Genomic DNA, 19965 nt, shown 5'->3' on the forward strand with positions numbered 1-19965 from the left:
GCAAAGCTCCGCGCGCTTCAAATTCCGATCGATCTGCGACAAGGCGAAAATTGCTCGGGCGATGCGCAGAAGTTATCTGCGCATCGCCCGACGCATTTCCGGTGTTATTCGGCGTGCAAGTTTGACCCCCATACGAGGGGAACCGGCGTTGAAAATTGACCCCCTCTGGTGAAGTCCGGACAGTCCGCCCGTTTTGGTTGAAACGGCGGGTGGTGGGGGATGTTGATTGTGGAGACGATCGGACGAATCCGTCGCGAACATTTCGTCAAGGGCAAGCCGATCAAGGAGATCGCTCGCGATCTGGGCATTTCACGGAACACGGTCCGCAAGGCGCTGCGGTCGGAGGCAACGTCCTTCGCTTACGAGCGCGACAATCAGCCGTTTCCCAAGCTCGGGCCTTGGTCGGACAAGCTCGATGAGGTTCTCGCGGAGAACGAGAAGAAGGCGCCGCGCGAGCGGCTAACCCTGATCCGTATTTTCGAAGATCTGAGCGGCCTGGGCTACGCGGGCGGCTATGACGCTGTGCGTCGCTACTCGCGCAAATGGCGCAGCGAGCAAGGCGCGGCGACGGCGGCGGCCTATGTGCCGTTGAGCTTTGCGCCGGGCGAAGCCTACCAGTTCGACTGGAGCCACGAGATCGTTGTGCTCGACGGCGTGACGACGACCGTGAAGGTGGCGCACATGCGTCTGTGCCACAGCCGCATGCCTTTCGTTCGCGCCTATCCGCGTGAGACGCAGGAGATGGTTTTCGACGCGCATGATCGCGCCTTTGCCTTCTTCAGGGGCGCCTGCACGCGCGGCATCTACGACAATATGAAGACGGCGGTGGAGACGATCTTCGTCGGCAAGGAGCGCAAGTTCAATCGTCGCTTCGCGCAAATGTGCAGCCATCATCTCGTCGAGCCGGTCGCCTGCACGCCAGCGTCCGGCTGGGAGAAAGGCCAGGTCGAAAATCAAGTCGGCCTGGCGCGGGAGCGGTTCTTCACGCCGCGCCTGCGGTTCGAGACCTACGACGATATGAACGCCTGGCTTCTCGATAAATGCGTCACCTACGCCAAGGCTCATCCGCATCCGGAAATCGCGGACAAGACGGTCTGGGAGGCATTCGAAGAAGAGCGCCCGAAGCTCGTTCCGCTGCGCGGGCGGTTCGACGGATTCCACGAGCTGACCGCGTCGGTGTCGAAGACTTGCCTCGTGCGCTTCGACAATAATAAATACTCGGTCAATGCGAGCGCCGTCGGCGCCCCGGTCGAGATCCACGCCTACGCCGACCGCATCGTCTTCCGCCAAAAAGGGCGGGTGGTCGCCGAACATGCTCGGGCCTTCGGGCGCGGCGCGACGATCTTCGATCCCTGGCATTATGTGCCAGTTCTCGCGCGCAAGCCCGGCGCGCTACGGAACGGCGCGCCGTTCAAGGACTGGGTGTTGCCGGGAGCGATCGAGCGCGTGCGGCGCAAGCTCGCCGGCAGCAATGATGGCGATCGACAGATGGTCAAGGTTCTGGCCGCCGTCGTCGAGGACGGATTGACCGCGGTGGAAGCCGCCTGCGCGGAGGCGCTCGGCCAAGGCGTCCATTCCGCCGACGTCATTCTCAACATTCTCGCCCGCCGGCGCGAGCCGCCGCCCCCGCCGACGATCCCGACGCCCGAGTCGTTGATGCTGCTGCACATGCCGCTCGCCGACTGCGCCCGCTATGATCAATTGAGGAGAACAGGCTGATGGAACGCACCAAGCTCTTCGATCTCATGGGAGAGCTCAAGCTCTTCGGCATGAGGAACGCCTATGACGAGGTGATGTCGAGTGGCATAAAGAGGCAGCATGAGCCGCCACGCATCGTCGGCGATCTTCTCGAGGCGGAAATCGCCGAAAAGCACGCGCGCTCCATCAAATATCAGATGACGATCGCCAAATTGCCGCTGGCGAAGGACTTCGACGGCTTCCAGTTCAACGGTACGCCGATCAATGAAGGGTTGGTGCGCGATCTCTCGAACGGCGGCTTCCTCGACCAACAACGTAATTGTGTTTTCGTCGGTGGAACCGGTACGGGGAAGAGCCATCTTTCGATAGCGATCGCCAGAAATTGCATTCGCGCTGGAAAACGCGGCCGCTTCTTCAACACCGTCGAACTCGTCACCAGGCTCGAGACCGAAGCGCGAGGAGGTCGTCAGGGACGCTTCGCGGAATATCTCACGAGAATGGACTTCATCATACTCGACGAGCTCGGCTACTTGCCCTTCGCGCAATCTGGCGGACAATTGCTCTTCCATCTGATCAGCCGGCTCTACGAACGCACCTCTATCATCATCACTACCAATCTCGCATTCGGCGAATGGCCGAGCGTGTTCGGCGACGCGAAAATGACCAGCGCGCTGCTCGATCGCCTCACTCACCATTGCGACATCGTCGAGACCGGCAACGAAAGCTGGCGCTTCAAGAACCGCGCCTGACGCTTCCCGATCACATCGCGAACCGAAACGCACTCGCCCCGGCTGCGCTATCCCGCCAGCTCCGCCGGGGCGAGCGCTCGCGTTCCGCCCTACGCCAAAAGGGGGTCAATTTTGAACGCCGATCAGGGGTCAATTTTGGATGCCGATTGACATTTCCGGCAAGGCCCGCCGACGTCAGACGGTCGAGCGACGCGGCCGATCGCGGCGGAGGATCTCGCGCCGGCTCCCGATCAGAACGTGCCGGGGGGAGCGTTGCGGGAGCCTCCCGTGCCCCCGGTCGCCCATGGCGCCGATTCGTAATTGGGCCGTGTGGCCTGGGTGGAGGGTTCGACCGGCTTGACCACGGTTCCGTTTCTATCGACCACCGGCGGGCGCCAGGTGGCGTTGGCCTCGCCATAGGCGGCGTAGGGATCGTAGAAAGGATGCCGGACGGTCGGGGGAGGGGGTGCATCATAGTCGGATGCGGTGCGCACGTTCCCGGAGGAACAAGCGGCGAGTGGGACGGACAGGCAAAGCAGGGGAAGAAAAAGATATCGCATGGTGATCTCCTTTCGGGAGACCATCATGCGATGAGGCTGCGCGTATCTGGCGCCCTATCTCGGCGCGTCAATCATCGAGTGCTTTCCAAAGATAGGCGATGCGCGGCCCCAGAGCATCAGGGCGGAAAAGGATCTCGCCTTTCGACCATGCGTCGAACATCTGGTACATTATCGACTTAAGCTCCGCATATTCCGGACGGCCCGCTTTGCCTTGCTCCGATGCTTTGAGCAGGGTCAAAAGCGTTTCTTCCATGCCGCTTCTGAAATCCTGCGCCTTCGACAGCTTCCTGCGGTGCTCTTCGCCCCGGCGATCGGAAATCGCCAGGGACTCCCGCAGGGTTTCGACTTCGAAGGCCAGCTGAGCATTGCGCTTCCGCTCATTGTTGAGGACATCCATCCAGGCGTTGAAATCATTGATATGGATCGACCGCCAGCCGGCGCGGTGCTCGGCTTCCTGCCGGGCGTTGAGATTGCGCAGGGCCGCTTGTTCGCCATTGCGAAAGCCACTCCTTTTGCCAGTCTCAAAGCCATCGGTCTCACCGCTCGAATAGCCGTCAGAGTGCCCGACCTCATACCAGAGAAGGCCGCTTCCAGAGCCGGGCTCGTCATCGTCACTCATCTCAGGCCTCCTTATTATGATCTCCAACGTCAGTTTGTGCGCTCAAGGTCGAGTCCACGCCCCCACTTTTCGTCGAGCTATTGGCGGGGCCGGTAATACCCTTCCGCGGAGCGGAAAGGGCAGGGGTTGAAGACGATCCTACATCATTCGCGACATTTTGTCCTGCCGAGTCGGATAGCCGACTTCTCGCATAGTGATCGATCGTGCGCAGCGTTCCTCGCGTACCCGTCCAAGCGGCGGCCTTACTGAACTCGTCCATATCGACCCGGTTCGCCGGCGAGAAGCCGAGCATCTTAGGCACATGATGTGGAATGAGAGAGATCAGTCCGAAGGCTTTGATCGCGACCACGATATGCAGCAAGACGAAAATCGCCAGGAGCACCACGAGCCCGATCAGATTGGTGACGAACCAACCCTTTTCGAGAACGAAATGCACGGCGACTCCGAAGCTTATACGAATGAGCCAGGAGACCGACGAGAACACGAAGTACCCGGCGAAGAGCCCGAGAAGCATGAGGACCGGCCGGAAGAGCACGTTGAAGAGCAGCTCGTAGACCTGGATGGCGCGGCCATGCAGGCCCTCGCCGTCGAACGTCATATGCGCGACCATCATGAGTGGAACCGCGATCACCGCCTCGATGACGAGGATCAGATAGCCGGTCACGCCGGCGATCCACATCACCCAGGGGATGAGCGGAAGCACGTAGGCGATCATGATGCCGGGAATGAGAAGCGACAGGAGGCCGAAGAACAAAGGCGTCAACAGCGCCTTGAAGACGTCGGAGACCGTGGCCAGCCCCGCCGCGGCGGCCGCGCCCGCGAAATTGCCGGTGAGGAGCGAGAAGGCGGCCGCTCCCGTCTGGACCGTCCCGGACGACGCGGCGATGGCGAGCCCGTAGGCGGTCAGCGCCGCGGTCATGAGATATTGCCCGAGCGTGATGAGCGAGCCGAACGGATCGGACCACTGGTTCGACGTCGGAGAAATGCTGTTGGCGATGAAGTTCAACAGCGGTTCGTTGAGATTGACCGCGCGAAACACCCGTTCGATCCACGAGCCGCCTTCACGAGCGGCGGCGTTGCCGAATGTGTCGGCGTTGCCGGTCGGAGGGTTGGAGCCGTCGGCGGTGTTCACATAGGTGCGGAGCTGCGCGAGGAAATTGTCGCTGGCTTGGATGAGCGGGGCGAGATCGGTCTTGAGCGCAGTGCTCCAGCCGCTGTAGCTCGGACCGTTGACGATCGGGAGATCGTTGAGCAGGGAGAGCGTGCGGCCGTTGAGCTGGGCGAAGGTCAGATAATAGGACCCGGCCGAAGCCCATCCGAGCGTCGAGAGATCGGTGGTCGTGTTGTTGATGAGACCGAGCTTCCCGGCGCGCGCATCCTGGGGTTTGATGGCGTTCTGCAGCTGCTTCTGAATGTCGCTAGCGGCAGAAGTCAGCTGCTGCGTGTAATCGCGGGTCGCGTTCTGATAGGCGGCGAGCAATGGGGTGAGCGCCGAGGTCTGCTTCGTCTGCCAATAGCTCTTCGCGACGCTCTCGGCGACGGGACGAATATCCGATGTGATGACGTTCTGGAGAATATCCTTCTGCTTGCCCGTCATGTCCGTATTGACGCCGGCGATCGGCTGCTGTGCGCCGGACGGCTGGTTGACCGTGATCGTTCCGCAGCTCGGCGAGCCTGTCTGATTGCCTGGGGACAGTGAGTAGGCCCAGGTGGTCGAGCCGGATACGAGCGTCGGCGTGGGGGCGGGCGCGATCTGCGGATTCGCGGTCGCCTCATTGACGAAGGCCCGGCAGAGCTCGTTCTCCATGACGCCGAGGACGATGTTTTTCGTGCCGGGAATGATCGGCGTAGCGATGACCATCGCATCCGGTCCCATAGCCTTGATCGCGAATTTGAAGAGCGATCCCGCCATGCCGATGCCCCACATGGACGTCTGGACGACGGCGGCCTGGCCGATCGAGAAGCCGGACGTAATCGGAAACATCATGATGGCGGCGAAGCCGATCCTCACGACGAACATCGAGGTCATCGAGTTGGTGAGGAAATTGCTGGTCTCTGCGGTGCGATAGATATTCCAGATGGTCAGGTAGCACACGTAGAACATGCCCAGAGCCATGGAGAAGCCGGTGAAGCGCCCGAGCAGCTCGCCGATGACGGTGGCGGCGGAGCCGGTACATGTCGCGGATTGGGCGCCGCTGCTGCAGCTGCTTCCGTTGATGGGGAAGACGGCTTTGATAACTTCTGCGGCCCAATCCTGACCGGGATCGAGGGCAGTCCAGCTGATGTCGTAGTTCGGCGTCGTCGGCGCGACGGATTGGGCGAGCGCCGGCGCAGCGTAAGCCAGGGCGATGAGGGCGATCGATAGAGTGGGAAAGATTCGGCGTGACATGATGTCCTCGCGTGTCGATTGGGCAAGGCGATTTCGGGAAGGAAAAAAGGCGTCAGGGTCCTGGGCTCGGAGAGGGCCGCGCTTCGGGATCGCGGTGGAACACGGCTTTGATTTTTTCGAGCACTTTTTCGACGATCTCGCGGGCCTTTTCGCCGAGATGCTCCAGCATGCTGCCGTCGCCCTCTTTCTTCGGGAGAGCGGAAGCAGCCTCACCGACCGCGGCGTCGAGCTTTTTGAAATGCTCGTTCCAGTTCGAGTGGTTGGGATGGGACGCGAGAGCCAAAACAATCCGCTCACGATCCACTCCGTATTGAGTGAGCGCTTCGGCGGCGCGATCGTAAGCAGCGCCAAATGAGTTATTCTGACCGATCGCAGCCTTCAATTCCTTGCGCAATCCTTCGAACGGACCTCCAGCCTTCATCCCCTCGATCACCGCATTCATGCCGCCCTTGTTGTTGGCGGCGGCGTCCTGGATACGGTTGAGGATCGAAGCTCCCGGCGCGTCTCGAAGAGCGCCCATCGCGTCGAGGGCCGCGCGACCGGACGTATTGGCGGCGTAGAGCATCGAGTCGTTTCGTTTGGATTGCATGCGCGTGTTCTCGAAGTTCTGCAGGCGCCGTTGGACGTCTTCGGTGTTCGCCTGCTTCTCGCGCGCCGACGATTCGCGCGGCTGTTGGGCGCCTTGCTGCAGCGCTGCTTGGGCCGACGGGGTGGCGGCCTCGAGAATTCGGCCGATGGCGCTGGCGGACCGCCCGACGACTCCGAGCGCCTTTCCGAACACCCCGCCGACGACGAGCTTTTCCTGAACGATCTGCACGTCATGTTTCGTGGTGGGATCGGTCTCGTCCGGTTCCGGCGGCTCAGGAGCCTTCGGCGACGTCGCCGGAGAGGCCGGCCGTGCGGCCGAGGCGGCAAGATTGCGGTCGTCATTGGCCGGCGTCGAAGCCGCCGCCGCGCCTCCAGCTGCCGGCGCAGGCGTTTGGGAAGAGGGTGCCTGGGGAGATTTCGGCTCGGGGTTCGCGACGTCCTGGACCGGCTCGGACGTGGTCGAAGGGCGCGCTGGCGTTGGAGACGAAGCGTCGAAGGCCGCGATCTCGATTTTGGCTTTGTCCGCAGGAGCCGACTGTATGTCTGCGGCTCGTTCGGCCGGCTCGGCGGCCGATGCTTCGTTCGCCTCCGACGGCGCCGCGGTAGAGGCGACGGGTGCAGTGTGGGGAAGTTCGTCGGCGGCCGCGGGAGAGGTTCGCGAACTCTCGGCCTCGGATTGCCCCGCGGGATCCGGCGAAGGACGGCTGGACGTCACGGACCGCGAGGAGGCGGCCGGATCGCCGAAGGCCTCGATCTCCGCCTGCCTCGCGGCGACGGCCCCGGCATCCGCGGCGGGTTTCGAAGGGGGCGACGGCGGTTCGGCGTCCCCGACAGAGGGCTTTGCCGTAGCGGGCTCGGAGCCGATCGGACTGCTGGCGGACGGCGCTGCGGCGGGCTCTCGGCGCTTGGCCTCCAGCACCTCGAAGGACAGGGCGAATATTTCGCCCTGGACAGCCTTCGTCGCCTGGTTCGATTTAGCGGCGATTTCCGCCGCCTTCTCGCGAAGCCGCGCGACGAGATCGGGGTCGTCGAGCGTCTCGGTTTTTTGAAGAAGACTGCGCATCTGCTCGTTCTTGAGCCCGGGGCTCGACGCGGCGAGTTGCGTGAGCTCGTCGCGCAGATCCCTGTCGACGCGGAGCGGTTCGACGAGTTTTTCCGCATCCTGAAGCACATAGGCGAGATCAGTCTTGAATTTGGGATCGCTGAGCCGCTCGTGCGGATTATCCAGAAACGTTTCGGCGACGCGGTCGATCCGGGCGGCGAGCTGCGGATCGCGCGCTTCGATCTGGGGCCGATGTTCCTCGAGCCGGGCGAGCAGATCGACCGTCGACAGATGGTCGCGAGCGCGCGTCAGCTCTTCGCTGATGGCTTTGCGTTCGCGTGGGTTCATGGCGCCGTTCAGCTCGGCGCGGAGCTCCTCGACATGTTGCGCGTTGGGCGGGTCGACGCGCCGGTCCTCAGAAGCAGAGGTCGGATCGGGCTTGTGGGAGGAATTCTCGGGTTCGGTCGGCATGGAATTCTAGCCTCGTGGAACGGAGAAAGAGAGAAAGATTTTGTGCGGTGGAGAGCATGGGTCGATCAGTTGGAGAGGTTCGGCGTCGGCAGCTCGACGGCGGGCTTCAGGGTTTGAAGGTCGCGTTCGGCGACCGCAGCCAGCGTCGTTGCGTTGACGCTCGCGTTCTTCATCACCATCCGGTAGTTTTCCAAGAGCAGGTAATTGGTGACGGCGAGCTCATTGGCGATTTCGCGTTCGACCGCGGCAGGCGTCATGCTCTGCAACTGCGCCGCCCAATTGACGTCGCTGTAGCGGCGATGCACGTCGAGCTGCAGGGCCTGCACCCAGGAGCCGGTGTCGACGGCGGTCAGGCCTTCGTTCTGCATCTGCTGCTTCTGCGCGGCGTTGAGCGGGATCGACGGCGACTGCGCGGCGAGGACCTCGTTGAGCACGCTGCGCGCCAGCGAAATGCGCGACTCGTATTGACGGCGACGGACCGACGCCTCCTTCGCGACCAGCGACGTCATTTGCGCGCCGCGCTGCGCCGTCGGCACGATGGGCTGGATCAGATTGGTGACGTAGTCATTGGCGGAATTGACGCCGTCCTGGCCATCATAGGTGCCTGTGCCGAACAGCGACGAGGCGCGCTGGTCGGCGTTTTCCCGTTGCGAAGCGCTACAGAGGCCCGCGGCCGCTTCGTCCGCGGAGCAGTAACGCGAATAGTGCAGCATATTGATCGCTTCGACGGCCTGCGAGGCTCCATAATAGGACGGCGTGCCCTTTGCCGCTTCGCCGCGTTGGTCGGCGACCGTCTGGATGGCGCTGGCGACTTTCCACGATTGGCCCGCCCCGACAGTGATGGTCTGTCCGTTGTCGAGATGGGCGCAATGCAATGGGCTGACGACATGCTCATCCCGGATCACGGCGTTTCGCTTGTCGCGTTCGAACCGCGCCATCGCGGTATTCGACGCGTCGGCGATCTGTCGTTGGGCAGAGACCTGCGCCTTCGAGTAATTAGCGTTTTGGGTAAATCCCTGACGGAGCAGGGTGGTGACATCGCCATAGGTGCTGGAGCCGAGGAGACTCGCGAGCGGACCGCTGAGACCGAGCTGGCTCGTGATCGTGTTCAGGAAATTATTGGCTTGGTCCTGAAGCTTTTGCAGCGCCTGCTGAACGGCGATCGACGTCGCATCGATGACCGCCAATTGCGCATTTGCGGGGGCCGCGCCGAAGACGATGGCGCCGATGACGACGCCCGTCGTCGCCGAAAGAAGATGAGAGGTCTTGTTCATTGGATTTGCTCCTCACCAAAGGCCGATCGAGTTGGGAAGCGTGTATCCGGTCGGCGCACGACCGGAGCCGTTGACGTAGAGACTGCCGCTCCCGCCGGCGCCGCCGATGCCGATGTAGCCAATTGGCGGTCCTCCGCCGCCGAAGCTCAGCTTGGGGCAGGAGAGACCGCCGCCGAGACTTCCGCCGAAGTTGAACGCGCCGAGATTGAATCCGCTGAGCGTGATGCCGCATTGCGCGCTGCCGAGCGCCTTTTTCCACGCGTTGGTGACTGCGTTGCAGAGCTGACCTTCGATGGCGTTGAATAGATTCGTCGGGTCGAGGAGATTGACCACGACATTGAGGCCGACGCCCTTCAGAATGTTGTCGAGACAGGTGAGCGATTTGACGGTCTGGGGCGGTGCAATGTCCTTGTCGTCCGCCGCGATCCGCGCCGACGCGGCGCTGGCGGCTTGTTGATAGAGCGTGCCGCAGGCGCCGGCGGAACCGGATGGCGGCGCGGTTTGCGCCAGAGCGGCGGTGGAAAGGGCAATCGTAACGGTCGCCGAGATGATCGTTCGTTTCATCGATAGAATTCCCTTTGATTGTATTTGTCTCGATGGCGCTCGATCGCGCAGAAGGCGAGAGAGCGGATGCGAATGTGGGCGGTGATGCGACGAAGCAGCGCGTTTCTGCTCGCGAAACGCGTCGCTCTACGGATCGCATCGGAGGCGCCTCCCGCCTCGGGCGCGAAGAGAGCGGCGAGTATCGCTTGCCGGTTCGGCTTGTCGGGTTCCGTCAACCAATCGAGCATGCGCAGGAGACGCTCACTCCCGAGCTGCGCGAGCACGGACTGGAACAAGGTTCGAGCCGGGTCGGTTCGAATGCATCGCGCGAGACCTGGCGGGTCGAACGCCGCGGCGTCGTCCAGGGCGACGCCGAGCGCGACGACCGCCGACTCGACGCTCGGATCCAACTCGGCGCGACGAGCCGCCTCGGGCAGCTCGCTCAGCAGATCGAGCTGGCTCGGATCGAGCCAGCTACCAGTATGCGTGGTGACGAGATCTGGCATTCGGCCTCCTTTTCCGCTTGACGGCAGGATCGAAGCGTTGTGCGCGAATGACGAGCCGATTTATCGATGGGTGATGGAAACCACGCGCTCGCGAACGATCGCGCGGAGACCGAGCGGACGGATCGCGTCGCGGAGCACGCTCGGCCATGCTCGTCCGCCGCGCCAATCGACGAGCGCGTTTCGATCGGCCTCGTGGGCAAAGGTGACTTTGATCGGCGACGGTACGATTTGTCGCACCGCGAAGGAGAGGGGTATGCTTCTACCGAAACCTCGCGCTTGCGGACGCTTTGGTGTGGAATGGTCCGTTTTGCTGTTCTTCGAGGCTCGAGCCGCCTGGCGTGTCGGCATCGGTGAGCGCTGCGGGGCCTCTGTGGGCGTCGTCGGCGAGGAAGCGGTTCCTTGTTCGGGTGGAAGTACGGCGAAATCGGCTTTTGCCGGGCCATGAAGACATATTAAAAGCAGGGTCGGACAGAGGCGCAGGATCGTTGAGGCTCGCATGGGAATGTCTCCGTTGATGCGGGGAGCGTGCGAGCGGTCTGCGCGAATGACCACTGCGAATCGACGATGTGGGCGTCGGGTCGCGACGAAGTGGAATCGGCAATGGAGCGGCCGTTTTATAGGACGCGGCGTTGTCGATCGGCCGTATTCGGTAGCGGATATGAGAGACGAATAATAAATCACCGTGGAGAGGCGAGGCGCCGGGCGATGGTCAGGAAGAAAAAAGAAGACGAAAAACAAGACGGAAAGGAATCGGAAGAAACCCGAGACCCGCTTCTTGTCGCGATCGGGGAGCGAATTCGGGCGTTGAGAACATCGCTCGGCTGGACGCAACGGACGCTGGGCGAACGGTGTGGGATGGCGGCGACGGGCATCTACCTGATCGAAAAAGGCGCGCAGAACAGTTCGATCACGATGCTGAAAAGGGTTGCGTCGGCTTTGGGTGTGTCGTTGGCCACCGTGCTGCCGGAGGGTGATCGCGAAGTAGAGTTGTCGTTTCGACTGTCGGAAAATCTCGCGAACAGGTCGGCAGAGCTCTTGGAGACGCTTCGTTCTCGGCGCAAGACCGTGGATTCCTCGTTCGACGACATCGAAAAGCAGGTTCTCATCTACCTCGAGCTGATGAAGGAATTGGAGCCTGGAAATTAGGGAATATCGATAGCGGCCTAATTATGGCCTGTTGACGCTAATCGTATCCGATGTTAGACGTCTGCTTCGGTGAGAGCTGGAGCAGACGCGATGCTCGATTGCGACCGTTCATTCCAAACAACCCTTTTCAAAGCCACGCCCAATGAGGCGGGATTGCTTTTGGCGCTGTTGGGCCGAGAATTGGCTGGCGCCGAGGGCCTCATCGAAGGCATGTTGCACGTCGGTCTCGGCGTCGACGCCATCGCAGCCTATTTGGGCTCTGCGCGGACGACCATCCTCGACGAAATCTCCAGCCGCGGGATTCCCATCGGCCTGGATCAACTCGAAAAGCCATTCCGACCACGAAACAATGCGTGGTCGCTGATGGATCACACGCTGTTCATCGTCGGATGGACATGTGGCGTCCATGTCCCGGCACTGGCCGAATTGCTCGGACGTTCCGCGGGTTCGCTCTATGGAAAGCGCCGCCGGATCGGCTTGCCGACGCGACGCGCGGCGCCGGCGGACGGCCGCCGGAAGACCAAGCGGCCAAAGAACTCCGACGCCGCATCGGCGACGACGCGCTTCGGCGCCGATGCGGCTGCGACGGGAAACCGGAAGCGAACACGACGCCAACAATCCCCCGAAGCATTCGCGACGCCGGCGCCCCGAGAGACATCGGAAATCCTGCAGACGGCGCCGGACGTTTCATCGACGCCTATGGATTGCCCGGTGACGGAAGCGGCGGCGACGCAGGAAATGCCAGCGCCGCAAGAGGAACCGGCGAATCCGTCGCTCACGACGCCTCCGACCGACCGCCCCTCTGAGCCTAAAAAAAAGGGCCGGTTCGTCGCCGCCAAAAAGAAAAAGCAGTCAACGCGCCGGAAAGTGACGCCTTCGACCTTGTCGCCCGACGCGCAACCGGAGTGGTCTGCGGCGATCGACGACTTTATCGCGAACCGACTACCGGCCGGTGTGGACACGGGGCGCCATCCCGCCCTGAAGAATTACGTCACCTCGGCTATCGCGATACTGGGCGGAATGAGGAAGGCCGCGATAGAAGAAGCGACGGGCTTCAGCCGTTCTTGCATAAGCAGCCACGTCGAGCGGACGCATATCAGCTCGAAGACGGCAACCAACTCCACCTTCGATCGGCAGCGATACGAGAACGCCTTGAAGGTGTGGGCCCCGACAGCGTGCAGCGTGACCGGGGCCTTGATATTCCGTGCGCCCGGAGACCATGGCCCCTCCTACGTTCAGAAGAGCAACGAGAGAAGACGAAATGCCGGGATCGGCAAGCATGCGACCGCCGCGGCGGCCGCCGAGCACAAGCGGAAAGACGATGCGTTGGCGGCCGGCGTCGAGATTCGCAGGGGCGTGAGCCTGCGCGCCGTAAAATGCCTGCTGAAACCGTTCGACATGAACATATAGGCGATTTTGCCCCTTGCCGACCGATAGATCGCCGCGCTCTCGCGCGCAGGCTTCTGCGCGAATGGCAAGCGCTTCGCGTGAGCCGTTGTGCGCGGGTGCGCGCGTCAGGCGATTCGCAGAACGAACGAATATCGTTCAATCGCGACGATCACGCGGCGTCGCATCGCGACGCCTCGTCGTGACACTGTGTTTCGCGAAAGAGGGCGTGCCTCGTGCATCGATAATTTGTCGCTTCATATTCGCACACACCCTCTCGATGATCGTCGACGTCGAATCTTTTCGAGAGGGATGGCTTCATGCAAAACGAGCACGCCGCGATCAATCGCCGATTGTCCGATCCGGATTTTCAGGCGTCTCTTCTATCCAAGGCCATCGGCCTGGCTATCGGATCGTCGCTGCTGGCGACGGTCTTCGTCGTCCACGACGCGTATCTGTGGACGCATCCGCCGACCCCGAAATATTTTGTGATCGACGGACGGAAGACGCGCGAGGTCACGGCGCTCGACACGCCGATCGTCGACGACGCGCAGCTGCTCGATTGGTCGACGCGCGCCGCGCTCGCGCCCTACAACATCAACTACAATGACTATCCGCAGCAGCTTTCGGCTGCGAGTCGAAGATTCTCCAAGCGCGGCTGGAACAGTTTCGCCACCAGCGTGATGGACACCAAGAATTTCGACACGATGAAACGATCGATGCTGCTCTGCTACGCGCAGGCGCAGCGCGCCGCCGTCATCAGCGAAGTCGCCACGATCGCGGGAGCGCTCGCTTACCGCATCCAGGTTCCGATCGTTCAGACCTGCCAGAACAGCCAGCAGAACATCACGCAAAATCTCGTGATCAAAGCGCTCGTCACGAGAACGAACGACGAGGATCGACCGGACGGCTTGGAGATCGACGAGCTCGTGGCGGTTCGCCAATAGCAACGAGGACGAGAACATGCTGAACAAACGCATATTATTCGGCGGGGCAGTCGTCCTGTTGGCGACTGTTTCGCCAGGTCTCGCGCAGCAATCGGCGAACATTCCTGGAGCTGCGGACGGCGGCGGCGTGCAGGCGTCGGGATCGGCCGATCGAGCCGCGAACTTCATTCCTCTGACGCCCGGAATGATCCGGGATCTGGGCAAGCGCTTCGGAGACAACAAACGTGCGCAGGAGCAGGCGACGACGGAGTTCGCGGCGCCGGCGAGCCGGCGCGTCAATGTCTCGTTCACGCCGGGGCAGGCGGTCAACATCATTCAGACCGTCAAGGGCTATCCGACGGCGCTCTCCTTCTTCGACCGCACCGGCGAGCCATGGCCGATCCAATGGGACACGAACAGCAATCCGGCGGCCGTCACGGAAGGGGGCAACTGTAACACCGGGCCGAACGCCAGCGGCCCCGCGGTCGCCGCCACGGGGTTTTATGTCTGCACGCCCGCGAAGGGATCGAATGTCCTGGAGATCACGCCGATGTCGCTGCACCCGCGCGGCGGCCTCGTGGTGACGCTGCAGGGCGCTCCGAAGCCGATCAGCTTCTTGCTGATCGGCGGGGGCGCCCGCTACGACGCCGATATCTCGATCCAGGTGGCGGAGCGCGGTCCAAATGCGAAGGCCGGGACCGTGCGCGCGAACGCGCCGGACACGGCGGCGCCGTTCCTCACCGCTATGCTCGACGGCGTTCCCCCCGCCGAGGCGACGCCCATGTCGGTCAGAGGCGTCTCTCCGGATGAGCTGCGCGCCTGGCGGCTCGGCGATCGCGTCTATCTGCGCACGCGCCTCACATTGATCTCCCCGGAATGGACGGCGTCCGAGGCCGCCGAAGGGGGCCTCACCGTCTACCAGCTTCCCGCTACGCCGGTCGTGCTGCTCTCCCATCAGGGACGCACCGTCTCGGCCTCTTTGACGGAGGATTGAGTGTCTAATCTCTTTTCGAAAATCTCGCTGCTGTCGCAGCTCCGTGAGTTCAATCGAGGCGGCCGAGGCGGCCCGGCGCGGATCGTCACCATCGCCGCGGTCGGCGTGTCGATGACGGCGCTGCTCGTCGGCGTCTCGTCGATCACGCATCCGACGCCGCCGGAATCGTCGGTCGCCAAAATGCCGGAGGTCGATCCGCTTCCGGGCGGAATGCACAGCAATCCGGCGCAGGATGCGTTGCTGAAGCGACATGCGCAGGTGCAGGCGGACAAAGCGCTCGCGTCGGGGGCGTCCTATACGCCGCCCCTGCCGGCGGCCGCGCCGCTGCGGCTCGTCGATCGGCGCGAGCCCGAGGAGGGCACCGTGTTGGAGCCTCCGCCCGAGCCGGCAGTGGTCCCGATACCAGAGCCGGCGCCGATCTACGTCCCGCCCGAAAGACCACAAGAGGAAGCGCCGCGCGTGGAGCAGATCGCCGCCAGCGAGCCCACGAGCACGAACGCGAGCGGGGGAGCGAACGAGGAGCAATTCAAGCAGGCGGTCGCCGATCTGTTCAAGCAGTGGGAAGGACGCCCGCCGCGCACGGATCTGGTCTTGGCGCCGGCGACGGATGTTCGAGACGATCTCGCGCTGGGGCAGGGCGGCCGCGTCGAGCAACGCGCCGCGAGCGCGCGCTCGGCGCCGCCCGCGCAACCACAGCAACGCGCGGCGGAAAACGTCTTGGTCCCGGCAGGGCGCGGCGTCTACGCCCATACGGTGCTCTCGGTCAATTCCGACACGGGAGGACCGATCGTCCTGCAGGCGGACACCGGACCGCTTGCGGGCGACCGAATGATCGGGACCTTCTCCAAGAACCAGGCGGTCGGCGCGCTGTTCGGCGACACCGAGCGGCTCATTGTCCGGATCAATTCGGTCGAGCACCACGGACAGACGATCAACGTGCAAGGCCTGGTGATCGCGCCGGACAGCATGGAGACCGCCGTCGCGACCAGCGTCGACCAGCATTACATCGAGCGCTTCGCTTTGCCGACCGCGGCGGCATTTGTCGCCGGTCTCGGACAGGCGATCGCGCTGTCGAACTCGACGATCGGCTACACGCCGTTCGGCGGCATGGTCCAGAGCTACGGCAAGCTGGATTTCCGACAGCAGGCGGGCATCGCCGGCGGCGCGGCGGCTGCGCAGATCGGCCAGACGCTGCAACAGCAAACGCCGAAGGGAGCGACCGTCTTCCTCGCCGCCAATGCGGGCGTCGGCGTCATCTTCTTGTCCAATGTCGCCGCGGCGCCGGAAACGGTGAGCGTCGATCCCGCGAGTCTCAACACGAAGTAGGAGAACACCAATGAGCGATGTTGCCGCCAATCTGAATTTCGTCGATAGCGACGAGAGCCGCGAGCTCGCCCTCGGCCTGCCCGAGGCTGACGCCGAAGCGGCGCCGAGCGAGCCGAAGTCCGAGGAAGACCACGGCGCCCAAAAGAAAACGCTGGCCGCGTCGATCGCGACCAGCTTCGCGCGCATCCGCACGGAATTCCTCGGTCCCCGAGGAAAGCCCACTGTGGCGGCGAAGGAACCTCATTTCTCGGACGCGGACGCCGAGCCGAACGCTCCGCGCGCCGACGAAAAGGGCGTGCGGACGAACTTCTTCGATCCGTTCGAACGCTACAGGCTCGCGACTTCGGTTTCTCTCGCGACTCTCGGCGTCGCGGCCATCGCCGCAGTCGCTCTTTTGCCGAATGGCGGAGCCTTCGAGGGCGGGGTGACGGAGAAAGGCGTCGACGCCGGGCTCATGGCTCCGGCGTCGAAGCTCGCTGCTGTCCCGCTGAACGAGCGCGTCGAGCGCACCTTGGAAATGCCGGCGGCGTCGCCTCCTCAGAAGATCGCGGAGGAGGTCCAAGCGTTCTGGAGCCCCGAAAAAGAGAAGGACCCGGAGAACCGAAAGCCGCCCGCCGGTGCCGCGCCCGCGCCCGCTCCGGTGTCGCCGGGGGTCGTCGGAGAGGTCGGCGTAAGACCCGCGACCGCGGCTCCCGAGGCGCCGAAAGTCGCGCCTGCCGTCGCCGCAAAGGCGGCGGCTGCGCCCGCCTCGACGTCGCCCGCCCCGATCGCCGCAGCGCCCGCGGCGACGCTTCCCGTCGCCGTACCCACCGCGGCGAGAGAGGAAGTGGTCAAACGCGTCGCGTCATTGCCGCCGGACGCGCCCATCAAGGCGGAAGAGAAGCAGCTGGAGATGGAAACGAGATTGTTCGGCATGATCACCGAGCTCTCGACATTGGTGCGCCGCACCAGAGAGGAGATCGCCACGCTGCAGGACAGCGACAAGAGAACGGCGCGCGCGATCGAGGCGAAGCTGAACGATTTCGAACGGCGCTTGAACCTCGGCGAAGCGCAGCGCTCGCTCGACGCGGCCAAAGCCACTCCGACATCGCCGCCGGACCAGGCGAGCCCGCCCGTTGCGCCCCCGACCACGCGGCCGGCAGCGATGAAGGGCGTCGTCCCGGCGTCCTTGTCCACAAAGAGCGAGCCCGACGCTCCCACTCCGCCCGCCCGATATCGTGTGCAGGCGGCGTCGCCGGGGCTCGCCATGCTGGCCGAACTCGATCGCAGTGGAGACGAGATCGCCCCGCTGCAAATCGGGATCGGAGCGCATGTGCCGGGCTATGGGCGCGTCACGAAGATCAGCCAGCGCGGAACCGAATGGGTCGTGCAGACGGAGAAGGGGCCGATCCGCTGAGCGGATCGGCTTTCCGGCATTCGGTAGGAGGGGGCTGACGTGCAAGGATTGGTCAATTTCGCAGGAGAGATCGGCAACGCAATCGCGATTTTGTTGCCGACCTTTTGTTATCTGACGGCGCTCGCGCTGTTCATGTCGGCCGGATGGGGATTCTGGACGCAATCACAGAGCCACAATCCCTATCGCGGCCGTCCCTGGGTTCCGTTCGTGGCGCTCGTCCTCTCGGGCGCCTTCGCGTCGTTTCCGTCGATTCTGACGATGGCGAACAATACCGCCGGAACCAATCTGCAAGTGTCGATCGGGGCGTTGACGAGCTACACGGCGCCGACCGTCAATGGGAACATCTTGGGGCAAACTCCTGGCGACTCCGTCGTCAATATCGTGACGCTGTTCCAGGGGTTCTTCCAGGCCGTCGGCGCGATGTCCTGCTTCTTCGCGATGCTGACATGGAATGCGGTGATCGCGGGCCGCAGCAATCGCAGCGCCGGCGGTTGTGGCGTGCAGTTCATGTTCGGGATCATGCTCATCAATGTCGTGACCGTCGCGACGTGGCTGGTTTCCGTATTTCGGACGTGAACCGTCGCGCGCGCCGGCCGATTCGAGCCTGCGTCGCAGGGGGGAGAAAACATCATGCAGATTGTCGAGAAGCTGAAGCAGCTTCCAATCGTGATCACCTTGGTTGGTTGGGCGTTGTTCTATTCGTGGTTGTTTTCGATCGCAGGGCTCGGATTGTCGGTCACGACCGTGTTCGATCTCGCTGAACGGCAAGCGCTCGCCGAACGCTTCACGACGACGATGAGCTTCTATCTCGTTCTGGCGACACTCGTCAGCTGCGTCGTCTACTTTTTCGCGGTCGTACGTTGGGGACGGCTCTTTCTCGCCAACGCCGGACGATATGGGCTCGCCGACATCGCAATGGTTCCGGCGGTGGGCGTCGGCCTCGCCGGAATGAGCGTGTTTCTCCTCGGAGGTTCGCGATGAGGCTGTTCCTCCATCGCCTCGCGGCGCCCGGAACAACCATCTGCGAGAAGGTCGCGAAGGGTTTGTTTTGGGGGATCGCGATAAACCCCGGCGTGTGGCTGTTCGTGATCGCCTATCTCTGCGCTCGGCAGCGATAGGCACAAAAAAATATTTTCGGCGCGCAAACGCGACGCTCGATATTCGCACAACTTCGTCCGAATCTTTTTTTCGAGGGCGTGAGCCGCTCTCTCAATCGAAGGAGATGAACTTGCAGACCATCGCCAAAATCAAATCCCATGTATCGTCGTTGCTCGCCGGCGCGGCGCTCTCCGTTTCACTCGGAGCGACGAGCGCCTTTGCTCAGGCGGCCGGCCAGACGCTCGGCTCGCAGGTGCAGAGCATTGCGAAGGAGTTCTCGACGGCCGGCGGCTTCGCCGGCTCGACCGCTATGTATGTCGCCGCTCTGGTGACCTTCGTCGCTGGCGTCTGGTTCCTGTGGCAGTCGCGTCAGCCGGAAAATCGCGAGAGCGGGAAAGTCGCGGCCGGTCTGACGGGTCTCGTGCTGACCGGCCTGTTCGTCGCCGGCGGCTCGTGGATCCAGAAGGCCTCCTACACCACCACCGGCGCCGGCGCGAAAGTGACCGACCAGGCGGGCGTCATCACCTTCCAGTGACGCCAAATGCTTTCGTGCTCCTCGCCGGCGTAACGCGGCGACGGGCAGGGGAGAGAGAGGTCCTCGCCGGTCGTTCGGTCGTAGAGCCGAAGGCCGGCGAGGACGCTTCGATCTCGAAATAGGCGCGCCGCAATGCTCACTCTTTCACTATCGGCAATGAGCCATCGCGAACGGCCCGCTTTCGAGGTGGCGCAGCCGCGTGCGCGAGAATTCGCCGATCGGCGCCCACATTGCGGATGCGAAATCACGAACTGGAGCGAAGGGCGATCGGAAACCTCCGATGAGTCATGTGGCTGCGCGCTGTGTTGCCTCGCTCAAAACCTCGATCGACCCGAGATCGACCGCGAGGCGGTGCTGATCTGGATGCCGGAGTTCACGCAAGGCGCCGTCAATGCGCTCGTGCATCGCGTGCATTCGTCTTTCGCGAGGCACGGAAAATCCGTGTCGTGGCCTCTCGATCCCCTTCCCGCGAACAGTCCCGACGATCTGCTCGCCGCCAGCTCGGCCTATGCCGCTCTCGTCGAGCGCAGTCGGATCGCGAAGCAGCGCCTCGGCACGTCGTCGCCACGCGATCTCGCGGAAGCTCTGTCGTTTATCTCGCCGAGCTCTTACGCCCGTCGCAACGAGCTGCTCGGCGGCGCGCGCTTGCTATCGCTCGGACGCTTTTTTGTCGACGGCCGCGACATTTATCCGCGCATGCTCGTCAAGGAGAGGCTCGCATCGATTTTGAGGAGTTAGAA

General features: G+C 63.2%; 18 protein-coding genes. 12 read left to right on the plus strand and 6 right to left on the minus strand.

Going from position 1 to position 19965, the window contains the following annotated elements; translation table 11 throughout:
- Window positions 1-219: 219 nt before the first annotated feature.
- Together istA and istB are read left to right on the plus strand one after the other, a co-directional pair.
- Window positions 220-1719, plus strand: a complete 1500-nt coding sequence (istA, locus tag METLW3_RS0124350) for an IS21 family transposase (RefSeq protein ID WP_024882318.1) — start codon at window positions 220-222, stop codon at window positions 1717-1719.
- Window positions 1719-2447, plus strand: a complete 729-nt coding sequence (gene istB, locus METLW3_RS0124355; protein ID WP_024882319.1) for an IS21-like element helper ATPase IstB — start codon at window positions 1719-1721, stop codon at window positions 2445-2447. The genes istA and istB overlap by 1 nt, the downstream gene beginning before the upstream one ends.
- Before the next feature lie 606 nt (window positions 2448-3053).
- Here the strand turns inward: istB and METLW3_RS0124360 are convergent.
- From METLW3_RS0124360 to METLW3_RS0124385, 6 genes are all read right to left on the minus strand, one after another.
- Entirely contained in the window at window positions 3054-3605 is a 552-nt protein-coding gene (locus METLW3_RS0124360; RefSeq protein WP_036310469.1) for a hypothetical protein, read from the minus strand.
- 1 nt (window position 3606) lies between these two features.
- Window positions 3607-5994, minus strand: a complete 2388-nt coding sequence (locus METLW3_RS0124365) for a DotA/TraY family protein (RefSeq protein ID WP_024882321.1) — start codon at window positions 5992-5994, stop codon at window positions 3607-3609.
- 52 nt (window positions 5995-6046) lie between these two features.
- A complete protein-coding gene (locus METLW3_RS0124370; protein WP_024882322.1) occupies window positions 6047-8095 on the minus strand; it encodes a hypothetical protein in 2049 nt (682 codons plus the stop codon).
- Between the two features lie 65 nt (window positions 8096-8160).
- Window positions 8161-9282 (minus strand): hypothetical protein, encoded by a 1122-nt coding sequence (locus METLW3_RS0124375; RefSeq protein WP_245267515.1) that lies wholly within the window; start codon window positions 9280-9282, stop codon window positions 8161-8163.
- A gap of 99 nt (window positions 9283-9381) precedes the next feature.
- Window positions 9382-9933 carry a hypothetical protein gene (locus tag METLW3_RS0124380; RefSeq protein ID WP_051465650.1) on the minus strand — a complete coding sequence of 184 codons (552 nt, stop codon included), beginning with the start codon at window positions 9931-9933 and terminating at the stop codon, window positions 9382-9384.
- On the minus strand, window positions 9930-10418 hold the full coding sequence (locus METLW3_RS0124385) for a hypothetical protein (protein ID WP_024882325.1): 489 nt from the start codon (window positions 10416-10418) through the stop codon (window positions 9930-9932). Before METLW3_RS0124385 ends, METLW3_RS0124380 begins: the two co-directional genes overlap by 4 nt.
- Window positions 10419-11123: 705 nt before the next feature.
- Here METLW3_RS0124385 and METLW3_RS0124395 point away from each other — a divergent pair.
- The 10 genes from METLW3_RS0124395 (at window position 11124) to METLW3_RS0124445 (ending at window position 19963) form a co-directional block, all read left to right on the plus strand.
- Window positions 11124-11564, plus strand: coding sequence for a helix-turn-helix domain-containing protein (locus METLW3_RS0124395; protein ID WP_024882326.1), 441 nt, complete (start codon window positions 11124-11126; stop codon window positions 11562-11564).
- A gap of 90 nt (window positions 11565-11654) precedes the next feature.
- Window positions 11655-12974 (plus strand): hypothetical protein, encoded by a 1320-nt coding sequence (locus METLW3_RS0124400; protein WP_024882327.1) that lies wholly within the window; start codon window positions 11655-11657, stop codon window positions 12972-12974.
- A 296-nt stretch (window positions 12975-13270) separates the two neighbouring features.
- The gene (locus tag METLW3_RS0124405; protein WP_024882328.1) at window positions 13271-13897 is read left to right on the plus strand and encodes a DotI/IcmL/TraM family protein; all 627 of its coding nucleotides are present in this window, start codon (window positions 13271-13273) and stop codon (window positions 13895-13897) included.
- A 16-nt stretch (window positions 13898-13913) separates the two neighbouring features.
- On the plus strand, window positions 13914-14870 hold the full coding sequence (locus METLW3_RS0124410; RefSeq protein WP_024882329.1) for a DotH/IcmK family type IV secretion protein: 957 nt from the start codon (window positions 13914-13916) through the stop codon (window positions 14868-14870).
- Window positions 14871-16196, plus strand: coding sequence for a DotG/IcmE/VirB10 family protein (locus METLW3_RS0124415; RefSeq protein ID WP_024882330.1), 1326 nt, complete (start codon window positions 14871-14873; stop codon window positions 16194-16196).
- A 10-nt stretch (window positions 16197-16206) separates the two neighbouring features.
- A complete protein-coding gene (locus tag METLW3_RS0124420; RefSeq protein WP_024882331.1) occupies window positions 16207-17592 on the plus strand; it encodes a hypothetical protein in 1386 nt (461 codons plus the stop codon).
- Between the two features lie 39 nt (window positions 17593-17631).
- Window positions 17632-18168 (plus strand): hypothetical protein, encoded by a 537-nt coding sequence (locus METLW3_RS0124425; protein WP_024882332.1) that lies wholly within the window; start codon window positions 17632-17634, stop codon window positions 18166-18168.
- Between the two features lie 54 nt (window positions 18169-18222).
- Complete coding sequence (locus METLW3_RS0124430) at window positions 18223-18573, plus strand: hypothetical protein (protein WP_024882333.1); 351 nt, start codon at window positions 18223-18225, stop codon at window positions 18571-18573.
- 241 nt (window positions 18574-18814) lie between these two features.
- Window positions 18815-19225: a hypothetical protein gene (locus METLW3_RS0124440; protein WP_024882334.1), complete on the plus strand. Its 411-nt coding sequence runs from the start codon at window positions 18815-18817 to the stop codon at window positions 19223-19225.
- 351 nt (window positions 19226-19576) lie between these two features.
- Window positions 19577-19963 (plus strand): hypothetical protein, encoded by a 387-nt coding sequence (locus METLW3_RS0124445; protein WP_157516689.1) that lies wholly within the window; start codon window positions 19577-19579, stop codon window positions 19961-19963.
- Window positions 19964-19965 lie beyond the last annotated feature (2 nt).

The organism is Methylosinus sp. LW3 (genome assembly GCF_000527115.1).
Classification (GTDB): domain Bacteria; phylum Pseudomonadota; class Alphaproteobacteria; order Rhizobiales; family Beijerinckiaceae; genus Methylosinus.